At 73.4% G+C, this 20,899-nt stretch carries 20 protein-coding genes; 11 read left to right on the top strand and 9 right to left on the bottom strand.

Going from position 1 to position 20,899, the window contains the following annotated elements; translation table 11 throughout:
* The first annotated feature begins 5 nt into the window (after positions 1-5).
* Together gcvP and CLV63_RS04005 are read left to right on the top strand one after the other, a co-directional pair.
* Positions 6-2,903 (top strand): aminomethyl-transferring glycine dehydrogenase, encoded by a 2,898-nt coding sequence (gene gcvP, locus CLV63_RS04010; protein ID WP_106581488.1) that lies wholly within the window; start codon positions 6-8, stop codon positions 2,901-2,903.
* Between the two features lie 126 nt (positions 2,904-3,029).
* Complete coding sequence (locus CLV63_RS04005; protein ID WP_106581699.1) at positions 3,030-3,653, top strand: Uma2 family endonuclease; 624 nt, start codon at positions 3,030-3,032, stop codon at positions 3,651-3,653.
* Between the two features lie 12 nt (positions 3,654-3,665).
* On the opposite strand, the gene CLV63_RS04000 is transcribed toward CLV63_RS04005, so the two are convergent.
* Positions 3,666-4,619: a DUF1152 domain-containing protein gene (locus CLV63_RS04000; protein WP_106581487.1), complete on the bottom strand. Its 954-nt coding sequence runs from the start codon at positions 4,617-4,619 to the stop codon at positions 3,666-3,668.
* 165 nt (positions 4,620-4,784) lie between these two features.
* Between CLV63_RS04000 and CLV63_RS03995 the strand changes: the two genes are divergently transcribed.
* Together CLV63_RS03995 and CLV63_RS03990 are read left to right on the top strand one after the other, a co-directional pair.
* A complete protein-coding gene (locus CLV63_RS03995) occupies positions 4,785-5,993 on the top strand; it encodes a tetratricopeptide repeat protein (protein WP_106581486.1) in 1,209 nt (402 codons plus the stop codon).
* Positions 5,994-6,125: 132 nt separating this feature from the next.
* Positions 6,126-6,734, top strand: coding sequence for an alpha/beta hydrolase family protein (locus CLV63_RS03990; RefSeq protein ID WP_106581485.1), 609 nt, complete (start codon positions 6,126-6,128; stop codon positions 6,732-6,734).
* Between the two features lie 54 nt (positions 6,735-6,788).
* On the opposite strand, the gene CLV63_RS03985 is transcribed toward CLV63_RS03990, so the two are convergent.
* The 3 genes from CLV63_RS03985 to CLV63_RS03975 all read right to left on the bottom strand — a co-directional run bounded on the left by CLV63_RS03985 (position 6,789) and on the right by CLV63_RS03975 (position 8,636).
* On the bottom strand, positions 6,789-6,986 hold the full coding sequence (locus CLV63_RS03985; RefSeq protein ID WP_106581484.1) for a DUF5999 family protein: 198 nt from the start codon (positions 6,984-6,986) through the stop codon (positions 6,789-6,791).
* Between the two features lie 240 nt (positions 6,987-7,226).
* On the bottom strand, positions 7,227-7,994 hold the full coding sequence (locus CLV63_RS03980; protein ID WP_394339738.1) for an endonuclease V: 768 nt from the start codon (positions 7,992-7,994) through the stop codon (positions 7,227-7,229).
* Between the two features lie 51 nt (positions 7,995-8,045).
* Positions 8,046-8,636 carry a hypothetical protein gene (locus CLV63_RS03975; protein ID WP_211301143.1) on the bottom strand — a complete coding sequence of 197 codons (591 nt, stop codon included), beginning with the start codon at positions 8,634-8,636 and terminating at the stop codon, positions 8,046-8,048.
* A gap of 162 nt (positions 8,637-8,798) precedes the next feature.
* Between CLV63_RS03975 and CLV63_RS03970 the strand changes: the two genes are divergently transcribed.
* Together CLV63_RS03970 and CLV63_RS03965 are read left to right on the top strand one after the other, a co-directional pair.
* A complete protein-coding gene (locus CLV63_RS03970; protein ID WP_245928565.1) occupies positions 8,799-10,124 on the top strand; it encodes a sensor histidine kinase in 1,326 nt (441 codons plus the stop codon).
* Positions 10,121-10,777 (top strand): response regulator, encoded by a 657-nt coding sequence (locus tag CLV63_RS03965; protein WP_106581483.1) that lies wholly within the window; start codon positions 10,121-10,123, stop codon positions 10,775-10,777. The genes CLV63_RS03970 and CLV63_RS03965 overlap by 4 nt, the downstream gene beginning before the upstream one ends.
* 160 nt (positions 10,778-10,937) lie before the next feature.
* Here CLV63_RS03965 and CLV63_RS03960 read toward each other — a convergent pair whose 3' ends face one another.
* Complete coding sequence (locus tag CLV63_RS03960) at positions 10,938-11,627, bottom strand: TetR/AcrR family transcriptional regulator C-terminal domain-containing protein (protein WP_106581482.1); 690 nt, start codon at positions 11,625-11,627, stop codon at positions 10,938-10,940.
* A 140-nt stretch (positions 11,628-11,767) separates the two neighbouring features.
* Here CLV63_RS03960 and CLV63_RS03955 point away from each other — a divergent pair, with 140 nt between their 5' ends.
* Together CLV63_RS03955 and CLV63_RS03950 are read left to right on the top strand one after the other, a co-directional pair.
* Positions 11,768-12,163, top strand: a complete 396-nt coding sequence (locus CLV63_RS03955) for a hypothetical protein (RefSeq protein ID WP_106581481.1) — start codon at positions 11,768-11,770, stop codon at positions 12,161-12,163.
* 33 nt (positions 12,164-12,196) lie between these two features.
* Positions 12,197-12,559 (top strand): GntR family transcriptional regulator, encoded by a 363-nt coding sequence (locus CLV63_RS03950; RefSeq protein WP_394339737.1) that lies wholly within the window; start codon positions 12,197-12,199, stop codon positions 12,557-12,559.
* A gap of 96 nt (positions 12,560-12,655) precedes the next feature.
* Here CLV63_RS03950 and CLV63_RS03945 read toward each other — a convergent pair whose 3' ends face one another.
* The 4 genes from CLV63_RS03945 to CLV63_RS03930 all read right to left on the bottom strand — a co-directional run bounded on the left by CLV63_RS03945 (position 12,656) and on the right by CLV63_RS03930 (position 16,897).
* Positions 12,656-13,093 carry a hypothetical protein gene (locus CLV63_RS03945; RefSeq protein ID WP_106581480.1) on the bottom strand — a complete coding sequence of 146 codons (438 nt, stop codon included), beginning with the start codon at positions 13,091-13,093 and terminating at the stop codon, positions 12,656-12,658.
* Between the two features lie 110 nt (positions 13,094-13,203).
* The gene (locus CLV63_RS03940) at positions 13,204-13,581 is read right to left on the bottom strand and encodes a hypothetical protein (RefSeq protein ID WP_106581479.1); all 378 of its coding nucleotides are present in this window, start codon (positions 13,579-13,581) and stop codon (positions 13,204-13,206) included.
* 231 nt (positions 13,582-13,812) lie between these two features.
* Positions 13,813-15,132 (bottom strand): RNA polymerase sigma factor, encoded by a 1,320-nt coding sequence (locus CLV63_RS03935; protein WP_106581478.1) that lies wholly within the window; start codon positions 15,130-15,132, stop codon positions 13,813-13,815.
* A 589-nt stretch (positions 15,133-15,721) separates the two neighbouring features.
* Positions 15,722-16,897 carry an AMP-binding protein gene (locus CLV63_RS03930; protein WP_245928564.1) on the bottom strand — a complete coding sequence of 392 codons (1,176 nt, stop codon included), beginning with the start codon at positions 16,895-16,897 and terminating at the stop codon, positions 15,722-15,724.
* Positions 16,898-17,027: 130 nt separating this feature from the next.
* Here CLV63_RS03930 and menB point away from each other — a divergent pair, with 130 nt between their 5' ends.
* From menB to menD, 3 genes are all read left to right on the top strand, one after another.
* Positions 17,028-17,867 carry a 1,4-dihydroxy-2-naphthoyl-CoA synthase gene (menB, locus tag CLV63_RS03925; protein WP_106581477.1) on the top strand — a complete coding sequence of 280 codons (840 nt, stop codon included), beginning with the start codon at positions 17,028-17,030 and terminating at the stop codon, positions 17,865-17,867.
* Positions 17,868-17,928: 61 nt separating this feature from the next.
* Positions 17,929-18,876 carry an o-succinylbenzoate synthase gene (locus CLV63_RS03920; RefSeq protein ID WP_281260688.1) on the top strand — a complete coding sequence of 316 codons (948 nt, stop codon included), beginning with the start codon at positions 17,929-17,931 and terminating at the stop codon, positions 18,874-18,876.
* Positions 18,877-19,177: 301 nt separating this feature from the next.
* Positions 19,178-20,845: a 2-succinyl-5-enolpyruvyl-6-hydroxy-3-cyclohexene-1-carboxylic-acid synthase gene (gene menD, locus CLV63_RS03915; RefSeq protein WP_106581476.1), complete on the top strand. Its 1,668-nt coding sequence runs from the start codon at positions 19,178-19,180 to the stop codon at positions 20,843-20,845.
* Positions 20,846-20,899: the final 54 nt, after the last annotated feature.

The raw sequence follows: 20,899 nt of genomic DNA, 5'->3' as shown, positions 1-20,899 counted from the left end.
CTCCAATGTCCGACCGCACCGTCCAGCACCCCGCCCCCGACGCGGGCCAGGCGTTCGGCTTCGCCGACCGCCACATCGGGCCCGGCGACGCCGAGCGCGGCGAGATGCTCAAGGCCGTGGGGTACTCCTCGGCGGCGGAGCTGATGCGCGCCGCACTGCCGGCCGGGATCCTCGACCCCGGCGGCAACCCGGCCGCGCTGCGCCTGCCCGAGGCGGCCGGCGAGCAGCAGGCCCTCGGGGAGCTGCGCGGCCTCGCATCGCGCAACCAGGTGCTGACGTCCATGATCGGGCTCGGCTACTACGACACCGTGACCCCGCCGGTGATCCTGCGCAACATCCTGGAGAACCCCGCCTGGTACACCGCCTACACCCCGTACCAGCCCGAGATCTCCCAAGGGCGGCTCGAAGCGCTCCTCAACTTCCAGACCATGGTCGCCGACCTCACCGGTCTGCCGGTCGCCGGGGCGTCGCTGCTCGACGAGGCGACCGCAGCGGCCGAGGCCATGACGCTGGCCCGCCGCGCGTCCAAGGCGCGCTCCAGTGCCTTCGTCGTGGACGCCGACGTGTTCCCGCAGACGCTCGACGTGCTGCGCACCCGCGCCGAGCCGCTCGGCATCGACATCGTGGTCGCCGACCTCTCCAAGGGGCTGCCCGAGGGCGACGCGTTCGGCGTGCTGGCGCAGTACCCCGCCGCCGGGGGGGCGGTGCGCGACCTCGCGCCGCTCATGGCCGCCGCGCGCGAGCGCGGCGCGATCGCCGTGGTCGCCGCCGACATCCTGGCGCTGACCGTGCTGCGCAGCCCCGGCGACATGGGCGCCGACATCGCGGTGGGCTCCACCCAGCGGTTCGGGGTCCCCATGGGCTTCGGCGGGCCGCACGCCGGCTACATGTCGGTGGGCACGGCCCTCCAGCGCCAGCTCCCCGGCCGCCTGGTCGGCGTGTCCAAGGACAGCGCGGGGCGCCCCGCCTACCGGCTCGCGCTCCAGACCCGCGAGCAGCACATCCGCAGGGAGAAGGCCACCAGCAATATCTGCACCGCGCAGGTGCTCCTCGCGGTCATGGCCGGCACCTACGCGGTCTACCACGGGCCGGCGGGGCTGCGCGCGATCGCCGAACGCGTCCACGCCCACACCGTCCGGCTGGCCGACGGCCTGCGCGCCCGCGGGTTCACCGTCCTGCACGACGCGTTCTTCGACACGCTGCGGGTCCGCGTCCCCGCCGCTGCCGCCGCGACGGTCGACAACGCGCGCCGCCTCGGCGTGAACCTGCTGCGCGTCGGCAACGACACCGTGGGGATCTCCTGCGACGAGGCCACCACCGACGCCCACGTCGACCAGGTCCTCGAGGCGTTCGGCGGCAGCGTGCGCCCCGGTGCGGCGGCCTCCGGCGCCGACACCTCGGCGCTCCCCGCCGACCTGCGCCGCGACATCGACTACCTCGACCACCCCGTCTTCAACACGCACCGCAGCGAGACCTCGCTGCTGCGGTACCTGCGCCGCCTGGCGGACAAGGACCTGGCGCTCGACCGCACCATGATCCCGCTGGGGTCGTGCACGATGAAGCTCAACGCCACCGCCGAGATGGAGGCGATCACCTGGCCGGAGTTCGCCGGGCTGCACCCGCTGGCGCCGCTGGACCAGGCGGCGGGCAGCGTCCAGATCGTCCGCGACCTCGAAGGGTGGCTCGCCGAGGTCACCGGCTACGACGCCGTGTCCTTGCAGCCCAACGCCGGGTCGCAGGGGGAGCTCGCGGGGCTGCTCGCCATCCGCGGCTACCACCGCCACAACGGAGAGACCGGGCGCGACGTCTGCCTCATCCCGTCGTCGGCCCATGGCACCAACGCGGCGAGCGCCGTCATGGCCGGCATGCGGGTCGTCGTGGTGGCGTGCGACGACGGCGGCAACGTCGACCTCGCCGACCTCGCGGCCAAGTGCGAGAAGCACCGCGACTCCCTCGCCGCGATCATGGTCACCTACCCGTCGACGCACGGGGTCTACGAGGACACCATCACCGAGGTGTGCCGCCTGGTGCACGAGTCCGGCGGCCAGGTGTACGTCGACGGCGCGAACCTGAACGCGCTGCTGGGCTGGGCGAAGCCCGGCGCGTTCGGGGCCGACGTCAGCCACCTCAACCTGCACAAGACGTTCTGCATCCCGCACGGCGGCGGGGGGCCCGGGGTCGGCCCGGTCGCGGTCCGCGAGCACCTGTCCGGCTTCCTGCCCAACCACCCCGGCCAGCCCGAGGCGGGCCCCTACACCGGGGTCGGCCCGGTGTCGGCCGCCCCGTTCGGTTCCGCGGGGATCCTGCCCATCTCCTGGGCCTACATCAGGATGATGGGCGAGGAGGGGCTGCGCTCGGCGACCGAGATGGCGGTCCTCGGCGCCAACTACATCGCCAAGCGGCTGTCGGGCCACTACCCGGTGCTCTACACCGGGGCCGGCGGCCTGGTGGCGCACGAGTGCATCATCGACATCCGGCAGATCGCCAAGCAGACCGGCATCACCAACGAGGACGTCGCCAAGCGGCTGATCGACTACGGCTTCCACGCGCCGACCATGTCCTTCCCCGTGGCGGGCACCCTGATGGTGGAACCCACGGAGAGCGAGGACCTCGCCGAGCTCGACCGGTTCATCGACGCGATGATCGCCATCAAGGGCGAGATCGACAGGGTCGCCGACGGCGGCTACGACCCCGCCGACAACCCGCTGAAGGGCGCCCCGCACACCGCCGAGGCCCTCACCGCCGACACGTGGGACCACGCCTACACCCGCTCCGAGGCCGGGTACCCGGTGCCCGAGCTGCGCCAGACGAAGTACTGGGTGCCGGTGAGCCGCATCGACCAGGCGTTCGGCGACCGCAATCTGGTCTGCTCCTGCCCGCCGCCCGAGGCGTTCGAGGAGTAGCCGGGAACACAGCCGGTGGCGCCGGGACCCGCGGACCGGGGGACTGGCGCCACCACCCGTCTTCGGGGTCCAATGGAAGGACCGCGCGGTATTGTCTCCGGCTCATGACAGGGTGTGACCGTTCATATGTCCGACCCAGAGGAGTCGAAGATGACGGCACTCGCCCCTGACCCCGTCCCAGTGGCGGAGGAGCAGGAGCTGTCGGCTTCCCAGGAACTCTTCGCTGTGCTCGACGCCATGGAGGTCCCCCGTGGCGCCCGAGCGGAGATCCTGGATGGAGAGACCATCACCGTGTCCCCCACCCCCATCGGCCTGCATCAGGAGAACGTCTACCTCCTGGACGAGCAGTTGCGCAATGCGATGCCCAAAGGGCACCGCAGCGAAGGCTACTTGGAGATCCGCGTTCCCTATATCGACAGGTGCGTGATCCCCGACCTGTTTATTGCTCCCCGGGAAGTGCTGGTCACGGATCAGCACTACATCGCTCCCGACGAGGTGCTGCTGGTCGCCGAAGTGGTGTCCAAGGGCAGCCGACGCCGCGACCATGAGGAGAAGCCGGCCATCTACGCACGGTCGGCGATCCCCGCGTACCTGCTGGTCGACCCGGGTGAAGGCCGCGTCACCCTGTACTCCAACCCCGAGGGCGAGCTGTACCGCGAACGCGTCACCCGCGACTTCGGCGACGCCCTCCGGCTGCCGGAGCCGTTCGGCTTCACCCTGGAGACCGGAGGCTTCCTGCGGTACCCCTAGCATGCCGCCGCCTCAGTGGGGGAAGGCCCGCCGGGGGCGGTAGCCGTCCAGGCCGTAGCGGAACGACTCGATCACGGCCTGGACCTCCGCGAAGGTGTCGGTCGACGCGAGCAGGTCCAGGTACAGGCAGCGCCGCGCCACCGCGGCGAGGTCGAATGCGAAGTACAGGCTCATCAGCGGGTTGATGAAAAGTTCCCCGTTGCCGGTGCGCCGGGTGAACCGCACGTCCCCGAACTCCCCGCGCACCGCAGCCGCGATCGACCCGTTGACGATACTCGGCCGCTGCGGCGTGTGGCCGCTCGCGTGCTCCACCGCGGCGAGGTAGGCCGCCCCCTCGGCACTGTCGCGGGGGACGGAGAACACGCCGAGGTGGCCGCCTTCGCGCTCCAGGGCCGCCACGTTCTCCAGGAACAATGAGTGCGAGACCCCGTGGTAGGCGTCCACTCCGAATCCGATGCAGGCCAGGGTCTTGACGGGGACGTCGAGCGCCGCCACCGCCGCCAGGCTGGTGATGTCCTCCTCGGGTGTGCCCAGCCCTGCTTCGTCGCCCCGCATGAGGATGTCGGTGCCGCCGTCGGCGAGCACGACGGCGTCGATGTCCAGGTGCGCGGCCAGGGCGCGGTATCCGGCGCCCACGCGGCGCGCCCCTTCGCGGCGCAGCGCGTGGACGGTGGGCGGCAGGCCCTGGTCGGCCAGCCAGCGGGCGAGGGTGCGCTCGGGGAAGTAGCGGTCGTCGCCGGGGGAGTCGGGGCCGACGGCGGCGACGTCGGGGCCGATCCAGTCGAGGCCGGGGTCGAGCCGGGCGAAGCTGAGGTTGGCGAGGTGGACGCTGCGGCCGGGGCGCCGCAGGGCGAGGGCCAGGGGCAGGCCGGCGTAGATGTCGAATCCGCCGCCGGCCCCGGCGACGAGCACCGAGCGGGCGCCGTCGAGCCGGTGGAACAGGGGGTTGTCGTTGAGGGATCGCATGGGGGCCGACTGTAACCGGTGCGGTGGGTTGAGAGTGATCTACGGTGTAAAGGTGGTTGTCTTCGGTGGGCCGTCTATCGGTTCGCGCGCGTAGCTGCGGCGAGCGCGGGGGTGCAGCGGCTAACCTCGGCCTGGAACCGCCCCCTCGCCGGAAAGCAGTTGCCGATGACCGCCACCGCCGGTGCCCCCGTCCCCGAGGCCGAGCAGGAGTTCGCCGACCTCTGCGAGCAGGGGCGCGACCTCGCCGAGAACGGGCATCTCCAGAAGGCCGCCCAGGTCTACGAGCGCGTCATCGAGGGCGGGTCGCAGCGGCACCGGGCGCGGGCCGCGCTCGGGCTGGCCGTGGTCCGGTTCGACCTGGGCGAGGTGAAGGCGTCCAGGGAAGCCGACCGCCGGGCCATCGACACCGGGCACGCGGAGTTCGCGCCGCGCGCGGCCTACCACCTGGCCGTCGGCCACGAGGCCGCGGGCGAGGCCGCCGAGGCGGCAGCGGCGTGGCGTGAGGTCCTCGGCTTCGACAATCCCCGCTACCACCCCGCTGCGCACTACGGGCTGGCGCGCGCCGCCGAGGAGCGGGGCGACGACGAGGCCGCGCGCGAGCACTGGGACCGGGTCGTGGGCGCCGACGCGGCCGAGCCGGGCGGCCCCGAGGCCGCCGTTGTCGCGGAGGCCGCCCGCGACCGCGCCGAGCGGCTGCTCGCCCGCGGCGAGGTCGACGCCGCCGAGGAGGTCGCCGCCCGCGGTCTCCGCGCGGCCGAGGATCCCGCTCTGCGGGTGGTCCTGGGCGCGGTCTACGTGGAGCGCGCCATCGCGGAGTTCGGCGCGGCGGCGGCTGCGAGCGAGCCGGAGCCCGAAGGGCCGTCCGCGGCGCCGCCCGTCGACCCCGCTGTCGCGGGGGCGGCGTTCGAGCTGCTGGCGCGGCTGCTGTCGGTGCGCGGCGACCCGGAGTCCGCCGCGAAGGCGTGGGAGGACGGGCTCGGCAACGCCGACCCGGGGATCGCGGGGGAGGTGCGCGCCCGCGTGCGCCGCGGCTTCCTCGCCCCGGAGGACACCGAGGACGCGGAGGAGGGCGGCGAGAGCGCGGCCCCGTGGTGGGACCCCTACATCGAGGCCGCGGTCGCCCAGGAGAGCACCCCCATGCTGACCGGCGAACTGTTCGCCGCGCTCGACCGGATCTACACCCAGCTCGCCGTTCCGCACGCCGGCAACGAGTCCCGTGCGTCGGCGCTGCGCACGGTGCTCGCCGAGGCGGTCCTGACTCCGAGCGAGTACGTGTGGGGCCGGGCGCTGCACGACGACTTCCGCGAGCGGCTGCGCCGGGCATCGGGCGGCCAGGCCCACGTGCTGCCCGAAGGGTGGCCCGAGGAGCGGTAGGGCGCTTCTCGGGGATCATTCCCTGCCCGCCGTGCCCGCGCTCTACTGTGCGCCGCTCCGCAAGCTCCGCGGCACGGCCTGCCCGCCGGGACGCTGCGCGATCGGTCCCGGCGGGCGCACTACGGTCGTGGAATGGACATCGACACACCGCGCGGCCCGGCGGTCGCCGACATCGACGAACCTGCGGGGGAGCCGCGCTTCCTGCTGGTCATCACGCACGGAGCGGGCGGCGGGGTCGACGCGCCCGATCTGCTGGCGGTGCGCGACGCCGCAGTGGCGCAGGGCGGGGCGGTGGCGCGGGTGACCCAGGCGTTCCGGGTGGCGGGGCGGCGTTCGCCGGGCGCGGGCGCGAAGGCGCAGGACGAGGCGTGGTGCGCCGTTGTGCGGCGGCTGCGGGCCGAGGAGCGGTTCGCAGCGGTGCCGCTGGTGCTGGGCGGGCGCAGCAACGGCGCGCGGGTGGCGTGCCGGACCGCGGTGGCGCTGGGCGCGGCCGCCGTCGTGGCGCTGGCGTTCCCGTTGCAAGGGCAGGGTAAGAGCGCGGTGTCGCGGGTCGGCGAGCTGCGCGGCGCCGGTGTGCCCGTGCTGGTCGTCAACGGCGACAGGGACCCGTTCGGGGTGCCTGAGCCCGAGGCGGGGATCGCGGTGGTGGTGCGTCCGGGTGAACGCCACGACCTGGCGAAGGATCCGCGGGGGGTCGCCGAGGCGGTCGCCGCGTGGCTGACGGCGATGCTGGGCCGCTGAGGGCCCGAGCCGCACCGGGGAGGGCGGCGCGGCGCTACTGGACGTCGGGGGCTGTCAGGCCGCGGCGCGGACGTCGGTAGGACGGTGGGGGTCGATGATTCCGCCGTTGGGCAGGAGCTCACCGGTGTCGTCGAAGATGACGACGCCGTTGCAGAGCAGGCTCCAGCCCTGCTCGGGGTGGCCGGCGACGACGCGCGCGGCCTCGCGGTCGGGTGCGGTGGACTGCGGGCAAGGGGACTCGTGTTGGCACATTGCCGTGCCTCCGGTTCGGTCGGGGTTGATCAGTGCTGATCGGAAGGGCCCTGGGTGCGGCGCTCGCGGCCCGCGCGCGGAGTCGATCCGATGTGATGCGGTACGCCCATGATAGTGGTGCGCGCCACACTCCGTTTTCTATTGTGGTGTATATGACGTCGGTCGGCGGACATTGGTGCTGGCAATTCGCGAATTGGCCTGGTTCGGCCTCGGATGGAACCGATCCGTAGTCCGATGGATCTAAGCCGGTTGGTGTCGTTGTGGTCCTTTCGGGCCATTCCGATCGTCGCCGATCGGCGACGAACGCGACAACCGGTCGGCGGCGCGGATCGGCTCGGGTTGGCGGTACCTCGGAGAGAGGCGCAGGACGAGGTCGCACCCGGTGTCGAGGTCGACCCGGTGGCCCACCGACACATAGACCGGTTTCACACCGTCGCGCGTGCGCAGCGCCCGCCCCACCTCCGCGCCGTCGTCGGCGCGCAACGGGCTCCAGGCGCCCCGTGACCGGTCGAGCGGACCGTGGCTCCCGACGAACGGCGACTTCGCCACGCCCAGGACCGGGCGGTCCAGCAGCACGCCCAGGTGGCAGGCGAGGCCGAACCGGCGCGGGTGGGCGCGGCCGAACCCGTCGCAGACCAGGAGGTCGGGTTCGCTGTCGAGCCGGCGCAGCGCCCGCAGCAGGGGCGGCAGCTCGCGGAACGCGAACAGCCCGGGGACGTAGGGGAACTCGGGGCGGCCCGTTTCGGTCACCGACTCCACGGTCGACAGTGTCGCGGTGTCGAGCACCACCACCGCGGCGACCAGCCGGTCGTCCCCTGGCGCGTAGCCGACGTCGAGTCCCGCCACGGTGCGGACCGCCGCGAGGGGTTCGGTGCGTACAGCGGGGCGCAGCCGGTCCTGCACGCCCATGGCCGACCCGGCGTCCTGCGGCCACAGCAGGGGGTCGGCGAGCGCGGCGTCGCATGCGGCGCGCAGCGGGGCGGGCGCGGCGGTGGCCCCTCCGCTCATCGCGCACCCCCTCGGCTGCCGGTCGCGGCTGTGCCGCCGCGCCAACGGAGCCTACCGGTCGGCGCCCGCCGCCGCCCGGTCATCGCCCGCTGCGGCACCCGTGTCGGCGTCTGCGCCCTGGAACGACTCGACGAGCCCCCAGACCGTGAGCACCGTGTTCCAGAACATGAAGATGGCCAGGGGGGTGAACGACCCGCCGAGCATCTCCGTGCGCCCGGCGTCGCCGACCCACAGGATGAGCACGCCCAGCGCGGCCCCGCTGAGAGCGCACGCCGCCAGTCCCTGGGCCCACCCCACGACCTCGCGCCGCCGCCGGGCCGCACCGTACTTGGGTGCCGGCGGCGGTTTCGGCGCACCGGCGAAGCGGTGCGCGAACTTCCCGTCGGCCCAGTGGATCATCGAGTGCCCGTAGGCGACGGTGAACCCGAAGTAGAGCACCCCCAGCGCGTGCCCGGGTTCGGCGGTGCCGCCGCTGCCGAGGTGGATGGCGACGGCGGTGATCAGGATGACGTCCAGGACCGGCACCGACAGGAGCAGCACCGTGCTGAGCAGGCGTCGGCGCAGCAGGTAGCGCGCCCCCAGCCCGCCCGCAACGAGCACCCAGAACATCACCTCGCAGACGAGGATGAGGGTGATCATCATTGGTCGTCCGGCCCCCGATCGTGCATGCGGCGGCGGGCGTGTCCCGCGCCGGAGGCCACCAGTGTGGTGAAGGGAGTGCGCGCGGGCATCGTCGGCGGTGCGGAGATCGGCGTGCATCCTTCGATGTACGCCCGCGAGCGGGCGACGTGCTGTGATGGACCCGTGAGGCGAGTTCGATGGCGGGAGATCCGCGACGAGCCCATCCTGGGCGGCCGGTCCTACCTGGGCAGCGGCGTGTGGGCCGCTGCCCACTTCGGGGTCGGCTGCGTGCTGTGGAACCTGGGCGCGTACTGGCCCCGCGAGGGCGTCGACCCGCGCCTGCTGCTGCTCCCCCTGGTGCTGGGGTGCGTGGCGCTGCTGTTCCGCCGCAGCGCGCCGTCGCTCTCCCTGGGGGTGGGCGCGGTGGCCGCGGTCGGCGACGTCGTGCTGCTGGGCCCGTCGGCGGCGATGTTCCTGGTGGCCACCGACATCGTCTACGCGGTGGGCGCGTGGGGGCGCAGGCGGCTCGCCTGGTCGGTCCTCGGCGTGCTCATCGCCATCGGCGTCGCCGTCGCGGCCGTGGGCGCGTACCTGATGCTCACGGGGATGATGCGCGGCGGGCCGCTGGCCTTCATCCAACTCGTCGCGGTGTACGGCGCGCTGTTCGTCACCCCGATGATCACCGGGCTCAGCATCCGCGAGCACCATCTCCGGGCCGAACTGGAGCGGCAGCGCGCGCACCAGGTCGCGCGCATGGCAGAGCTCGACCAGGCCGCGGCCGTCGCCGAGGAGCGGCGCCGGATGGCCCGCGAACTGCACGACGTGATCGCCAACCACCTCAGCGCCGTGGCGGTGCAGTCCACCGGCGCGCTGTCGATGCGCGAGTTCGACCCGGAGCGGGTGCGCCGCGTCCTGGAGGTGGTGCGCGACAGCAGTGTGCAGGGCCTGGCGGAGATGCGGCGCATGATCGGCGTCCTGCGCGCCCCCGACGACTCCGCCCTGGAGCGGAACCTCCCGCAGCTCAGTGAGGCCGGGCGGCTGGTCGACCAGGCGAGGGAGGCCGGCCTCGCGGTGTCCGTCGAGCACCGGGGCGAATCGGGCCCGCTGCCGGACCGGTTGGACGCCGCCGCGTACCGCGTCGTCCAGGAGTCGCTGACCAACGCGCTGCGCTACGCGGTGCCCAAGCGCGTCGCGATCGTGGTCGAGCACCGGCGGGACGACGCGGCGCCGGGGGAGGAGCCGGGCGGCCGCCGGGTCGTCATCACCGCGGACAATGGGACGGCGCCGGGGTCCGGTGGAACGGGCGGCACCGGTGGCACCGGCGACGACCTCGGCGCCGGCGCGGGCCTGACGGGCATGCGCGAGCGCGTGACCCTGCTGGGCGGCCGGTTCTTCGCGGGGCCCGTGCCGGACGGGTGGCGGGTGCGCGCCGAGCTGCCGGTGGACGACGAGGACGGCGGCGCCCGGCACGGGGCCGCGCGGGACAGGGAAACGGGGTTGGACGCGTGATCCGGGTAGTGGTGGCCGAGGACCAGTGGGCGGTGCGCTCCGGGCTGGTGATGATCCTGGACGCCGACCCGGACATCCGGGTGGTCGCCGAGGTCGGCGACGGCGAGGACGCCGTGCGGACGGCCCGCCGCATGGAGCCCGACGTCGTCCTCATGGACGTGCGGATGCCGCGCAAGGACGGCATCGACGCCACCAAGGAGCTCACCGCCGTCGGGATCGACGTGCTCATCCTGACGACCTTCGACCTGGACGAGTACGTGTTCGGCGCGCTGCGCGCCGGCGCCTCGGGGTTCCTGCTGAAGAATATCGAGGCGGCGGAGCTCGTCCACGCGGTCAAGCTGGTGGCGCGCGGCGAGGGCATGATCGCGCCCGCGCTGACACGGCGGCTGATCAAGGAGTTCGCGGGGCTCGGCGCGGCGGGCGGCGGCGGGTCCCGTGCCCCGGAGGTGAGCCCGGCCGCGATCGGCGCGCTCACCCCGCGCGAGCGCCAGGTCCTGGTCTGCGTGGGGGAGGGGCTGTCCAATCAGCAGATCGCCCGCCGCCTCGGCATCACCGAGACCACGACGAAGACGCACGTGAGCCGGATCCTCGCGAAGCTCGACCTGCGCAGCCGGGTACAGGCCGCGATCGTCGCCCAGGAGCTGGGGCCGTGACCCGGTGCGCTCGGCGACCGTCGGTGTGCCGTCCCGGCCTATCCCGATCACGATGTGCTTCGGCGGTCGCTGCTGCGCAGCAGCGACCGCCGAAGCACATCCTCTCGGCCGGAATCCGGACCGGTCCCCCAACCAGGCGCTCGAAGGTGGGCCGGGGTGCTCAGCGGTGGCCCGGGGCGGCCGTGACCCCGGCCAGCAGCGCGTCCAACCCGGCGCCGAACCGCGCGTCGTGGTCCACCGCGTCGGGTGATTGCGCCGCGCGCAGCGCCACGACGTGCGGGAACCTGCCGTCGGGGCGGGGCGCGTCCGGTGTGGCGATCGAGGTGGCGCGGACCTGGTGGATGACCGCGCCCGTGACGTAGGAGTCGAGCGCGGCGGCGGCGTCGAGGACGGCCGCGCCGCGCAGCCCGGCCTCTTCGAACGCGGCGCAGTGCAGTTCCAGCGCGCGCAGCGCGGGTTCGGTGTCGGGGCGGCGGTTGATGATCAGCGTCAGCGCGCCGGAGTGGCGCAGCAATGCGGTGCGGTAGTCGGCCGCCCAGGAGCGCAGCCGCTGGTCCCAGGGGCGGTTGTCGGGCGCGGGTTCGTCCGGCTCGGTGCCGTCCGGTTCGGCATCGGCGTCGGCGGCAGCGGCCTCGGCGCGGATGCGGTCGGCGTCGGTGATGAACTCGACGATCGCGTCGAAGAGCTGCTCCTTGCCGAGCGGGAAGTGGTGGTAGATGGCCATGGCCTCGACCTGGAGGGCGTCGCCGAGGCGCCGCATGGTCAGCTTGCCCAGGCCGAGCCCGTCGATGATGTGCAGCGCCTCGGTCACGATGCGCTCGGTGCTCAGTCCCGCGTTGTTCCGACTCACGCGCCTCACCCTAGTCTTACTGCGTAAAGGAGGCGGCTGCGAACACGCCACCGCGGAGCGCCGCGATTCCGCCCCACGCAATAGGGTGGTCTCCGACTTGAGGGCGCCGGTCTCGCACCGGCACGGACACGGGAGTGAGCATGGTTCTGGGCAGGCGCAAGACCGGTGAAGACGCGCGCCGTCGGCACGCCGAGGACGAGACACTCGCCGGGCGGCTGCCGGAACTCCTGGACACCGTCGAGAGCGCCGAGGCCGCGCTGCGCGCCGCCAACGCCGAGGGCGCCGAGGTCGAGGACCTGCACGCGCGGGGCGTCGCCCTCGACACCGCGCTGACCGACGCCATGCGCGCGGCCTACGCGCAGGAGCGCACGCTGATCGGGGCGCGCGGGTATGACGACCGCATCTACCGGCGCAAGCGGCTCGCCGCGCCGAAGGTCAAGGCCGCAACCCAGGCGGCCGAGCACCTGCTGACCCTGCGCGAGGCGCACCGCCTGCACGGTATCGAGCGCGTGCCGACAAGCCCCGCGGGCATCTGAGCCGATGCCGAGGCGATCGGAGGTGCCCGAACCGTGATCGAGCTGCCGGGTATCGACCCCGATTCAAAGGTGCCGCCGTACGAGCAGATCCGGGCCGCCGTGGCGGGCGCCGCGGCCCGGGGCGACCTCCCCGTCGGGACGAAGCTGCCGACGGTGCGGGCGCTCGCCGCGGATCTGTCGGTGGCGGTCAACACCGCCGCGCGCGCCTACCGCGAGCTGGAGCACGCGGGGGTGGTCGAGACCCGAGGACGTTCGGGGACCTTCGTGGCCGCGGGCGGCGACGCCCAGCGGGCCGCCGCCGTCGCGGCCGCGCGCGCCTATGCCGAGGCGGTCGCGGGCCTGGGCCTGTCCGCCGACGAAGCACTGGCGATCGTCGAGTCGACACTGCGCAGCTGACCCCGGCTTCCCGCCCGGCGCGTCCGATCGCCCGTTTAAGCCTCGCGCGACGTCGCAGGCTGCGCGCGGCGACGCAACCCGGCCCGGTTGCGCGGGTCAGCCCTTGTTGCCGCGGCCGCCGCCCACGACCAGCAGGTACAGCGTGATGACCCCGGTGAAGACGATGGCCATGGCCAGCAGGGCGCCGATTCCCTCGCCGCCGTAGTTCACCCCGATTGCGAGCAGCGGGATGGACAGCGCCAGCGACACGATCCCCATGGCCAGCCGGATACCGGTGTCGCTGGTGCCGCTTTTGGCGGGGGGCGGCGGAGGCGGCGCGTAGGACGGGTACATGTGGTGCTGGGCCTGCGCGTGCGGCAGTTGGCGGGCGTCGAGCTGCTCGCGGATGCGCGCGTCGATGGCGTGGTCGAGCCGTTCCGCGAGCGAGTCGGCGATGGCGTCGTCGTATTCGGGACCGAGTTCGCGGCTGATCTTCAACGAGGCGGCGACGTCGTTCCGGGGAACGGGTTCCTTGGGAGCGGAAGGCTGCGACATGTGGTCCAGTATGCGGCGGCACCCCGCCTGAGTCGTCACCTTGGAGAGCCAAGTCAGGGATACCTCAGGGTGATCCCTGGCCCATGGCGCCGCACGGAGTGGTGCTGGCCCTACCCGCGACGGCGGCCGGCGACGGCGACGACGAGGTTGAGCAGAATGATGCCGGTCCACAGCACGATGAGGCCGGGCAGCCCGGCGCGTTCGAGCAGCGCGAAGCTCATGGGCGCGGCGAAGAGCAGGGAGAAGAACGCGGTGACGCCCACAGCGGACGAGGGGCCCTGCTGCGCGGCGGGGGTCTGGGCGGGGTCGGGGCGGGCGGCGGCGTGGGCCACCTGCTCGGCGACCTCGGCGCGGACCCGCTGGTCGATGGTGCGCTCAAGGCGTTCGGCCAGGGAGGCGGCGACGGCGTCCTCGTACTCGGGACCGAGTTCGCGCCCGGTCTGGAGGGCGACGGCGACCTCGTCCTTGTGGACAGGTTCGGTGCTCATTGGGCGATTGTCCCGTGCTGCGGAGCGGCCCGCCTCCTGCCTGCGGACGATTCCGGCGCGGATCGGGCTCCGTCGTGGCGGGATTCCGGTCCGAGGCGGCTCCGGCGTGGAACGGCCGCAACATAGAGCGATTCCGGCCTGAGACGGCCCCGACGGCCCCGACGTCGAACGGCTCCGGCCCCGCCGCTGGGGCGGGGCCGGAGCCGTTGGTGCCTGACGTGGGTGCCGCTGCTAGCTGGCGAAGTCCAGGAGCTGCTGGGCGCGGCTGGGGTGCCGCAACTTCGACAGGGACTGCTTTTCCAGCTGGCGGATGCGCTCGCGGGTGAGACCGAGGTGCTTGCCGATCTCGTCGAGCGTGCGCGGCCGGCCGTCCATGAGGCCGAAGCGCAGCGACATGATGGTCGCCTCGCGAGGTTCGAGGTCCTCCAGCGCCCGGCGGAGCTGGTCGGCCATGAGCTGGCGGTCGACCACCTCGGATGCCTCGGAGGCGTCGACGTCCTCGATGAGGTCGCCGATGCGGGTCTCGCCGTCCTCGCCGATGGTGGAGTCGAGGCTGATGGGCTGGCGGGTGATCCGCAGGAGTTCCTCGATCTGCGCCGGGGTCTTGTCGAGTTCGTGCCCCAGTTCCTCAGGGGTCGGCTCGCGGCCCAGGGTCTGGTGCATCTCCCGCTCCAGGCGGCTGACCTTGCTCAGCAGCTCCAGAACGTGGACCGGCAGCCGGATGGTGCGCGCCGAGTCGGCGAAGCCGCGCTGTATGGCCTGGCGGATCCACCACATGGCGTAGGTGGAGAACTTGAAGCCCTTGTTGTAGTCGAACTTCTCCACGGCGCGGATGAGGCCGAGGTTGCCTTCCTGGACGACGTCGAGGAGGGACATTCCGCGGTCGCTGTACTTCTTCGCCACCGACACCACGAGGCGCAGGTTGGCCTCCAGCATGTGGGCCTTTGCCTGGCGGCCGTCCTCGGCCACCCATTCGAGGTCCTCGCGGATTCGGGGGTCGGGCTCGCCGGGGCCGGGGTCCTCGACGCGCTGGCCGAGGCGGTATTCGGCGTACAGCCCGGCCTCGATGCGCTTGGCGAGGTCGACCTCCTGCTCGGCGGTGAGCAGCTGGCGGCGTCCGATGGCCTTCAGGTAGGTGTGGACGGAGTCGCCCATGGCCGGCGACTGGTCGTCGAGGTCGGCCTCTGGAGCTTCGAGGTCGGACCCTGCCGCCTTGGCGGCCTTGCCGCGCCTGGTGGGGAGGGCGGTCTCGCTGGTCGCGGGGTCGAGGGCCTCCTCGAGCTCTTCGTCCTCCGCATCGGGATCGATGGACTCCACGGCTTCGTCGCCCCCGTTGGCGAGCCGCACTCCGGAGTCGGTGAGTTCACGCAGGATCGAGCGGCCGTCGGCAGGGTTGATCCCAGCCGCGGAGAATGCGGCCCGCAGCTCCGCGAGGGACACGTGTCCCTGCGAACGTCCGCGGGTAATCAGCTCATCAAGAGCAGCAGAAGCGGCCTTGCCTTCTGCGGGTTCCGCCACCGTGGGAGAAGTGGCCAGGGCAGTGCGCGACATGAGGGCACCCCCTCCCTTCCAAAGACGTCAGGCACGCGGCGGCGAGGTTTCCGCCAGGTTGGCGCGCCATTATGTCCAACGTGTCAGAGAGTCAAATGTTCCCGATCTCGATTGGATCTCGGATGTAGTGGCCTGAATCACGCCCGGAAACGTGGCCGATAAGGGCGTGGTGCGGGTATGAGGCCGCGCCGTGCCGGAGCGGACGGCAGACGGGACGGGTTCTCGCGGGGCCGCCCGTGGGCCCCTCAGGCCGCGACTCGGTCCGAGCGCCGACCGGGTGCGTGCGAAACGGCGGATCCGGTTTCGGTGCGTGCGCACCGGTGCGGTGTCCACAGATGTCGTGACCGCGCTCGGCCCCGCCCGGTGCGCGGCGCTGCCCGCGGTGGTCCGGCGTGCGGGTCGTGCGGTCGGTCCGCACCATTGGCCTCCTCGTCGCGGTGATCCGGCTAATGACGCAATCATGGGGGTAGACGCCTGCGATCGGCGAATGGTTCCGGATGTCAGGATCCGGCCACCGGATCGGATGCTGTTGCGGTCCACTGCCCACTGTGGCGCACGCCAATCCCGGTGGACCTCGGGCCGCCGCGGATCAGGGGAGGTCGGGCGGGCGGCGCAGCGCGGCGAGGTCGGGTTTGCCGGAGTCGAGCAGCGGCAGCGCCGCGCGCAGGTCGAGTTCGCGCGGTGCCGCGTGGGCGGGCAGGTGGGCGCGGACGTGCGCGCGGATCCGGTCGAGTGTGGGCGGGTCGGCGGGGTCGGCGGGCACGACAACGGCGGTGACCCGCGTCCCCCACTCGGGGTCGGCGCGGCCGACCACCACGGCCTCGGCGACCGAGTCCAGGGCGGCCAGCACGGAGGCGACCTCGCCGGGCACCACCTTGTGCCCGCCGGTGTTGATGACGTCGTCCAGGCGGCCGCGGATCCGCAGCCGGCCGTCGGTGCCGAAGCCGCCGAGGTCGCCGGTGCGGAACCAGGTGCGGCCGTCGCCGTCGGCGACGAGGTGGTGCCGGGTCAAGTCGGGGCGCAGCCGGTAGCCGGAGAACAGGACCGGGCCGCTGAGTAGGATGCGGCCCTCGGGGTCGGTGTCGGCGGTGACGCCGTCGAGGGGGCGGCCGTCGTAGACGCAGCCGCCGCAGGTCTCGCTCATGCCGTAGGTGGTGACGACGCGGCCGCCGGCGCCGCGGGCCTGTTCCAGCAGCGCGTCGTCGGCCGGGGCGCCGCCGAGCAGGATGGAGGCGTAGGCCGACAGGTCGGCCCCCGCGGCGAGCAGGCGGCGGAGCTGGGTGGGCACCAGGGACACGTGCGGGTACCCGCCGGGCGGGGTGTCGAACGGGTCGAACACCACGTCGCCGCCTGTCGCGAGCGCGCGCAGGATCACCTGGAGCCCGGAGATGTGGGCGGTGGGCAGCACGCACCACCAGGTCTGCCCGGCGGCGGCCCCGATGCGGGCGGTGGAGGCGCGGGAGGAGGCGAGCAGCGCCGCGGCGGCGAGTTCGGCGCCCTTGGGGGTGCCAGTGGACCCGGAGGTGGCGATGACCAGCGCCGTGTCGTCGGCGACGCCCTCGGCGTGCGGGAGCGGGGTGACCCCGTCGGGGGTGCGCAGCGAACTCGGCCGCAGGGTGTCGATCAGGGCGCGGACCAGGGGTTGCGGGGTGTGCTCCGCGATGGGCAGCAGCGCCGGTCCGCTGCCGTCGAGCGCGCGGGCGAGGAGTTCGGTGAGGTGCGGGCCGGTGAGGCCCGACACCGCCTGCAACGGTCTGGTGGACACGTCGACCGATTCTAGGACCGGCGCGGTGCGCGTGTCCGGTGCGGGCGGCGGCCCGGCACCCCGTACGGACGGTTAAGGTTGGCCCCGCAACGAGCGTCCGGCCCGCGTCGGCGGGCCATTGGAGGAAAGCGTGAGCAGCGTGATCGAGTGGCAGCAGGCCGGCGAGTACGGCGACATCATCTATGAGACCGCCGAAGGCATCGCCAAGATCACGATCAACCGGCCGGAGCGGCACAACGCGTTCCGCCCGCAGACCCTGTTCGAGCTCCAGGACGCGTTCAACGTCGCCCGCGACGACTCCGGCATCGGCGTGATCATCTTCACGGGAGCCGGCGACCAGGCGTTCTGCTCCGGCGGCGACCAGAAGATCCGCGGCGACGACGGCTACATGGGCGATGACTCGGTGGCGCGCCAGGGCATCGGCCGGTTGAACGTGCTCGACCTCCAGGTGCAGATCCGCCGGCTGCCCAAGCCGGTCATCTGCATGGTCGCCGGGTGGTCCATCGGCGGCGGCAACGTCCTCCAGGTGTGCTGCGACCTCACTATCGCCGCCGACAACGCGAAGTTCGGCCAGACCGGGCCGAAGGTCGGGTCGTTCGACGGCGGCTACGGCTCGTGGCTGCTCGCCGAGACGGTGGGCCTGAAGAAGGCCCGCGAGATCTGGTACCTGTGCCGCCAGTACAGCGCCGAGGAGGCGCGGGACATGGGCATGGTCAACACGGTGGTCCCGCTGGAGCGCCTGGAGGAGGAGACCGTCATCTGGGCGCGGGAGATGCTGGAGAAGTCCCCGCTGGCGCTGCGCATGCTCAAGGGGTCGATCAACGCGGTGAGCGACGGCGCCGCCGGCATGCAGCAGTTCGCCGGCGACGCCACGATGCTCTACTACATGAGCGAGGAGGCCCAGGAGGGCCGGGACGCGTTCAAGGAGAAGCGCCGCCCCGAGTTCGACCGGTTCCCCAAGCGCCCGTGAGGGCCTGTCGCGCCGTGAGGGCTTGGTGCGCCGTGTACGGGGGTCTGCCCGGAGGGGGCTCGTGGAGGAGGGGCTGAGCGCCGCGCGGGCGTTCTCGGTGCCGATGACGACCCGGTTCCGCGGGGTGACCGCCCGCGAGGGCGCGCTGGTGCGCGGCCCCGCGGGGTGGGGCGAGTTCTCCCCGTTCGCCGAGTACGGGCCGCGCGAGTGCGCCCGGTGGTGGGCCGCGTGCCGCGAGGCCGCGGCCGTGGGCTGGCCGGACCCGGTGCGCGCGGCGGTCCCGGTGAACACGACCGTGCCCGCCGTCGGCCCCGAGCAGGCGGCGCGCATCGTCGCCGCGGGGGGCTGCGGCACGGCGAAGGTCAAGGTCGCGGAGAAGGGGCAGGACCCGGCCGAGGACGAGGACCGGGTGGCGGCCGTCCGCGAGGCGATCGGCCCCGGCGGGCGGGTGCGCGTCGACGCCAACGGCGGCTGGGACGTCGAGACCGCTGTGCGGATGGTGCGCCGCCTGGACCGGTACTCCCTGGAGTACGTGGAGCAGCCCTGCGCGACCCTCGCCGAACTGGCGGAGGTGCGCCGCAGGGTGGACGTCCCCGTCGCCGCCGACGAGTCGATCCGCCGCGCGGAGGACCCGTTGAAGGTGCGCGCGGCGGGCGCGGCCGACATCGTGGTCCTCAAGGTGCAGCCGCTCGGCGGGGTGCGTCCCGCCCTGCGCGTCGCCGAGGCGTGCGGGCTGCCCGTCGTGGTCTCCAGCGCCGTGGAGACCTCGGTGGGGCTGGCCGCGGGCGTGGCGCTGGCCGCGGCGCTGCCGGAGCTGCCCTACGCGTGCGGTTTGGCGACAATGGCGCTGCTGAGCGCCGATGTCTGCGACGATCCGCTGGTGCCCGTGAACGGCGCCCTGCCGGTGCGCCGGCCCGAGGTCTCCGAGGCGCTGCTGGCGGCGGTGGAGATCCCGCCGGAGGGCTGGCGCGCACGGCTGGCCGCGGCCCGGGGCGCGCTCGACGGTTAGGGAGTGTTGTGGACGGGTTTTCGGGTCCGGAACGGCTTTTCGGAGCACGGCCCGACCGTCCTGCTCGTCCTGGGTTGCGTGGTCGCCGCCCCCGGAACTGAGATACATCCCATGTCTGTCACGGTGGGGAAAGCGGAGGAAACAGGAGTGGTCCGGGCGTTGTCAGGGCAGGTGCCGTAATCTCGGTCCCGGATGCGGCACATGAGACCGGGGCAGCTCGCGAAGGCGCGAGGCGTGCGGGGCGGCCGCGCGCTGCCGCCCGGCGGGATCGACTGCGAAAAATGTTGCGAAAGTTGAGTGCATGAACCCGTCAACCGCGTTGGCACGCGTCCTGGTCGACGAACTGGCTCGTTGCGGGCTCGCCGAAGCGGTCGTCGCGCCGGGTTCGCGCTCCACACCGCTGGCGCTGGCGCTGGTCGAGCACCCCGCGATCCGGGTCCACGTGCGCATCGACGAACGGTCGGCGGGGTTCCTCGCGCTCGGCCTGGCACGGGGGTCGCGCCGCGCCGTGGCACTGGTGTGCACCTCGGGCACCGCGGCCGCCAACCTGCACCCCGCCGTCATGGAGGCCGACCAGAGCGGCGTCCCGCTGCTGGTCCTGACCGCCGACCGCCCCCCGGAGCTGCGCGGCACCGGCGCGAACCAGACCGTCGACCAGATCCAGCTGTTCGGCTCCGCCGTGCGGATGTTCAGCGAGGTGGGGGTCGCCGATCCGGTCGCGGGCATGGTCGCCTACTGGCGGTCGCTGGCGTGTCGGGCGTGGGCGTGCAGCGGCGGCGACCACCCCGGCCCCGTCCAACTCAACCTGGCGTTCCGCGACCCGCTGGTGCCCGACCCCGACGGCGCCGACGACTGGCCCGAACCCCTCACCGGACGCGACGACGGCGCGGCCTGGTTCACCGTCCCCCCGCGCCGCGCCGAGGCCGCGCCGTTCGTGCTGCCCGACGTCGAACGGGGCGTCATCGTGTGCGGCGACGGCGACTACGACCCCGTCGAGTACCTCGCCCTGTCGGCCGCGACGGGCTGGCCGCTGCTGGCGGAGCCCACGTCCAACGCGCGCCGCGCCGAGGCGGTGTCGGGCTACCGGCAGCTGCTCGCCGTCCCCGAGTTCGCGGCCGAGCACGAACCCGACCTGCTCGTCAGCGTGGGCCGCCCGGGGCTGTCCCGGCAGCTGCTGGGCTACCTGCGCCGCGCGCGGCGCCACATCGCGGTGGGCGACCCCCGCCACTTCGCCGACCCGGTCCGCACCGCCACCGACGTCGTGCACGCGGTGGCGGCCCCGCACGGGGCCGAACCCGTCACCCCCTGGTCGCGCTCCTGGGCGCGCGCCGACGCCGCGGCGCGCACCGCCGTCGACGCGCTGCTGGACGCCGAGGAGGCGCTCAGCGAGCCACGGCTGGCACGGGACCTCGCCGCGCAACTCCCCGTCGGGTCGCTGCTGTTCGCGGGGTCCAGCATGCCCATCCGCGACCTCGACGCGGTCATGAGCCCGCGCTGCGGGGCGCGCATCATCGGCAACCGCGGGGCGAGCGGCATCGACGGCACCGTGTCGACCGCGATCGGCGCGGCACTGGCCCACCAGCGCGACGGCGGCGCGGGCGGGTTCGCGCTGCTGGGCGACCTCGCCATGCTGCACGATCAGAACGGTCTCGTCATCGGGCCGGGGGAGCCCCGGCCCGACCTCGGGCTGCTGGTCGTCAACAACGACGGCGGCGGGATCTTCTCCGGCCTGGAACAGGCCGGGCACCCCGAGTTCGAGCGGGTCTTCGGCACCCCGCACGGCGTCACCGCCGAGCGGGTCGCGGCTATGGCCGACCTGCCCTACACCCGCCTGGAGTGGGCCACCGACCTGCCCAAGGCGCTGCTGGGCGAGGGCCTGCGCCTCATCGAGGTCCGCACCGACCGCACCGACGCCACCGCCCTGCGCCGCCGCATGCAAGACGTGGTGTGCCAAGCGATCACCGGTTGATGGCGTAGTCGGGACGTGGCGGAGCGCGCGGTCACCGGGTGACGACGTAGTCGG

The sequence above is a fragment of the Murinocardiopsis flavida genome (assembly GCF_003014485.1).
In the GTDB taxonomy this organism is placed as follows: Bacteria; Actinomycetota; Actinomycetes; order Streptosporangiales; family Streptosporangiaceae; genus Murinocardiopsis; species Murinocardiopsis flavida.
The sequence above is the reverse complement of the archived record's forward strand: the minus strand, read 5'-3'. Positions and strand labels throughout refer to the sequence as shown.

Excerpts from the sequence above, each read along its gene's own strand:
- gcvP (WP_106581488.1), top strand. The coding sequence starts at position 6 with ATGTCCGACCGCACCGTCCAGCACCCCGCCCCCGACGCGGGCCAGGCG.
- CLV63_RS04005 (WP_106581699.1), top strand. The coding sequence starts at position 3,030 with ATGTCCGACCCAGAGGAGTCGAAGATGACGGCACTCGCCCCTGACCCC.
- CLV63_RS04000 (WP_106581487.1), bottom strand. The coding sequence starts at position 4,619 with ATGCGATCCCTCAACGACAACCCCCTGTTCCACCGGCTCGACGGCGCC.
- CLV63_RS03995 (WP_106581486.1), top strand. The coding sequence starts at position 4,785 with ATGACCGCCACCGCCGGTGCCCCCGTCCCCGAGGCCGAGCAGGAGTTC.
- CLV63_RS03990 (WP_106581485.1), top strand. The coding sequence starts at position 6,126 with ATGGACATCGACACACCGCGCGGCCCGGCGGTCGCCGACATCGACGAA.
- CLV63_RS03985 (WP_106581484.1), bottom strand. The coding sequence starts at position 6,986 with ATGTGCCAACACGAGTCCCCTTGCCCGCAGTCCACCGCACCCGACCGC.
- CLV63_RS03980 (WP_394339738.1), bottom strand. The coding sequence starts at position 7,994 with ATGAGCGGAGGGGCCACCGCCGCGCCCGCCCCGCTGCGCGCCGCATGC.
- CLV63_RS03975 (WP_211301143.1), bottom strand. The coding sequence starts at position 8,636 with ATGATGATCACCCTCATCCTCGTCTGCGAGGTGATGTTCTGGGTGCTC.
- CLV63_RS03955 (WP_106581481.1), top strand. The coding sequence starts at position 11,768 with ATGGTTCTGGGCAGGCGCAAGACCGGTGAAGACGCGCGCCGTCGGCAC.
- CLV63_RS03945 (WP_106581480.1), bottom strand. The coding sequence starts at position 13,093 with ATGTCGCAGCCTTCCGCTCCCAAGGAACCCGTTCCCCGGAACGACGTC.
- CLV63_RS03940 (WP_106581479.1), bottom strand. The coding sequence starts at position 13,581 with ATGAGCACCGAACCTGTCCACAAGGACGAGGTCGCCGTCGCCCTCCAG.
- CLV63_RS03935 (WP_106581478.1), bottom strand. The coding sequence starts at position 15,132 with ATGTCGCGCACTGCCCTGGCCACTTCTCCCACGGTGGCGGAACCCGCA.
- menD (WP_106581476.1), top strand. The coding sequence starts at position 19,178 with ATGAACCCGTCAACCGCGTTGGCACGCGTCCTGGTCGACGAACTGGCT.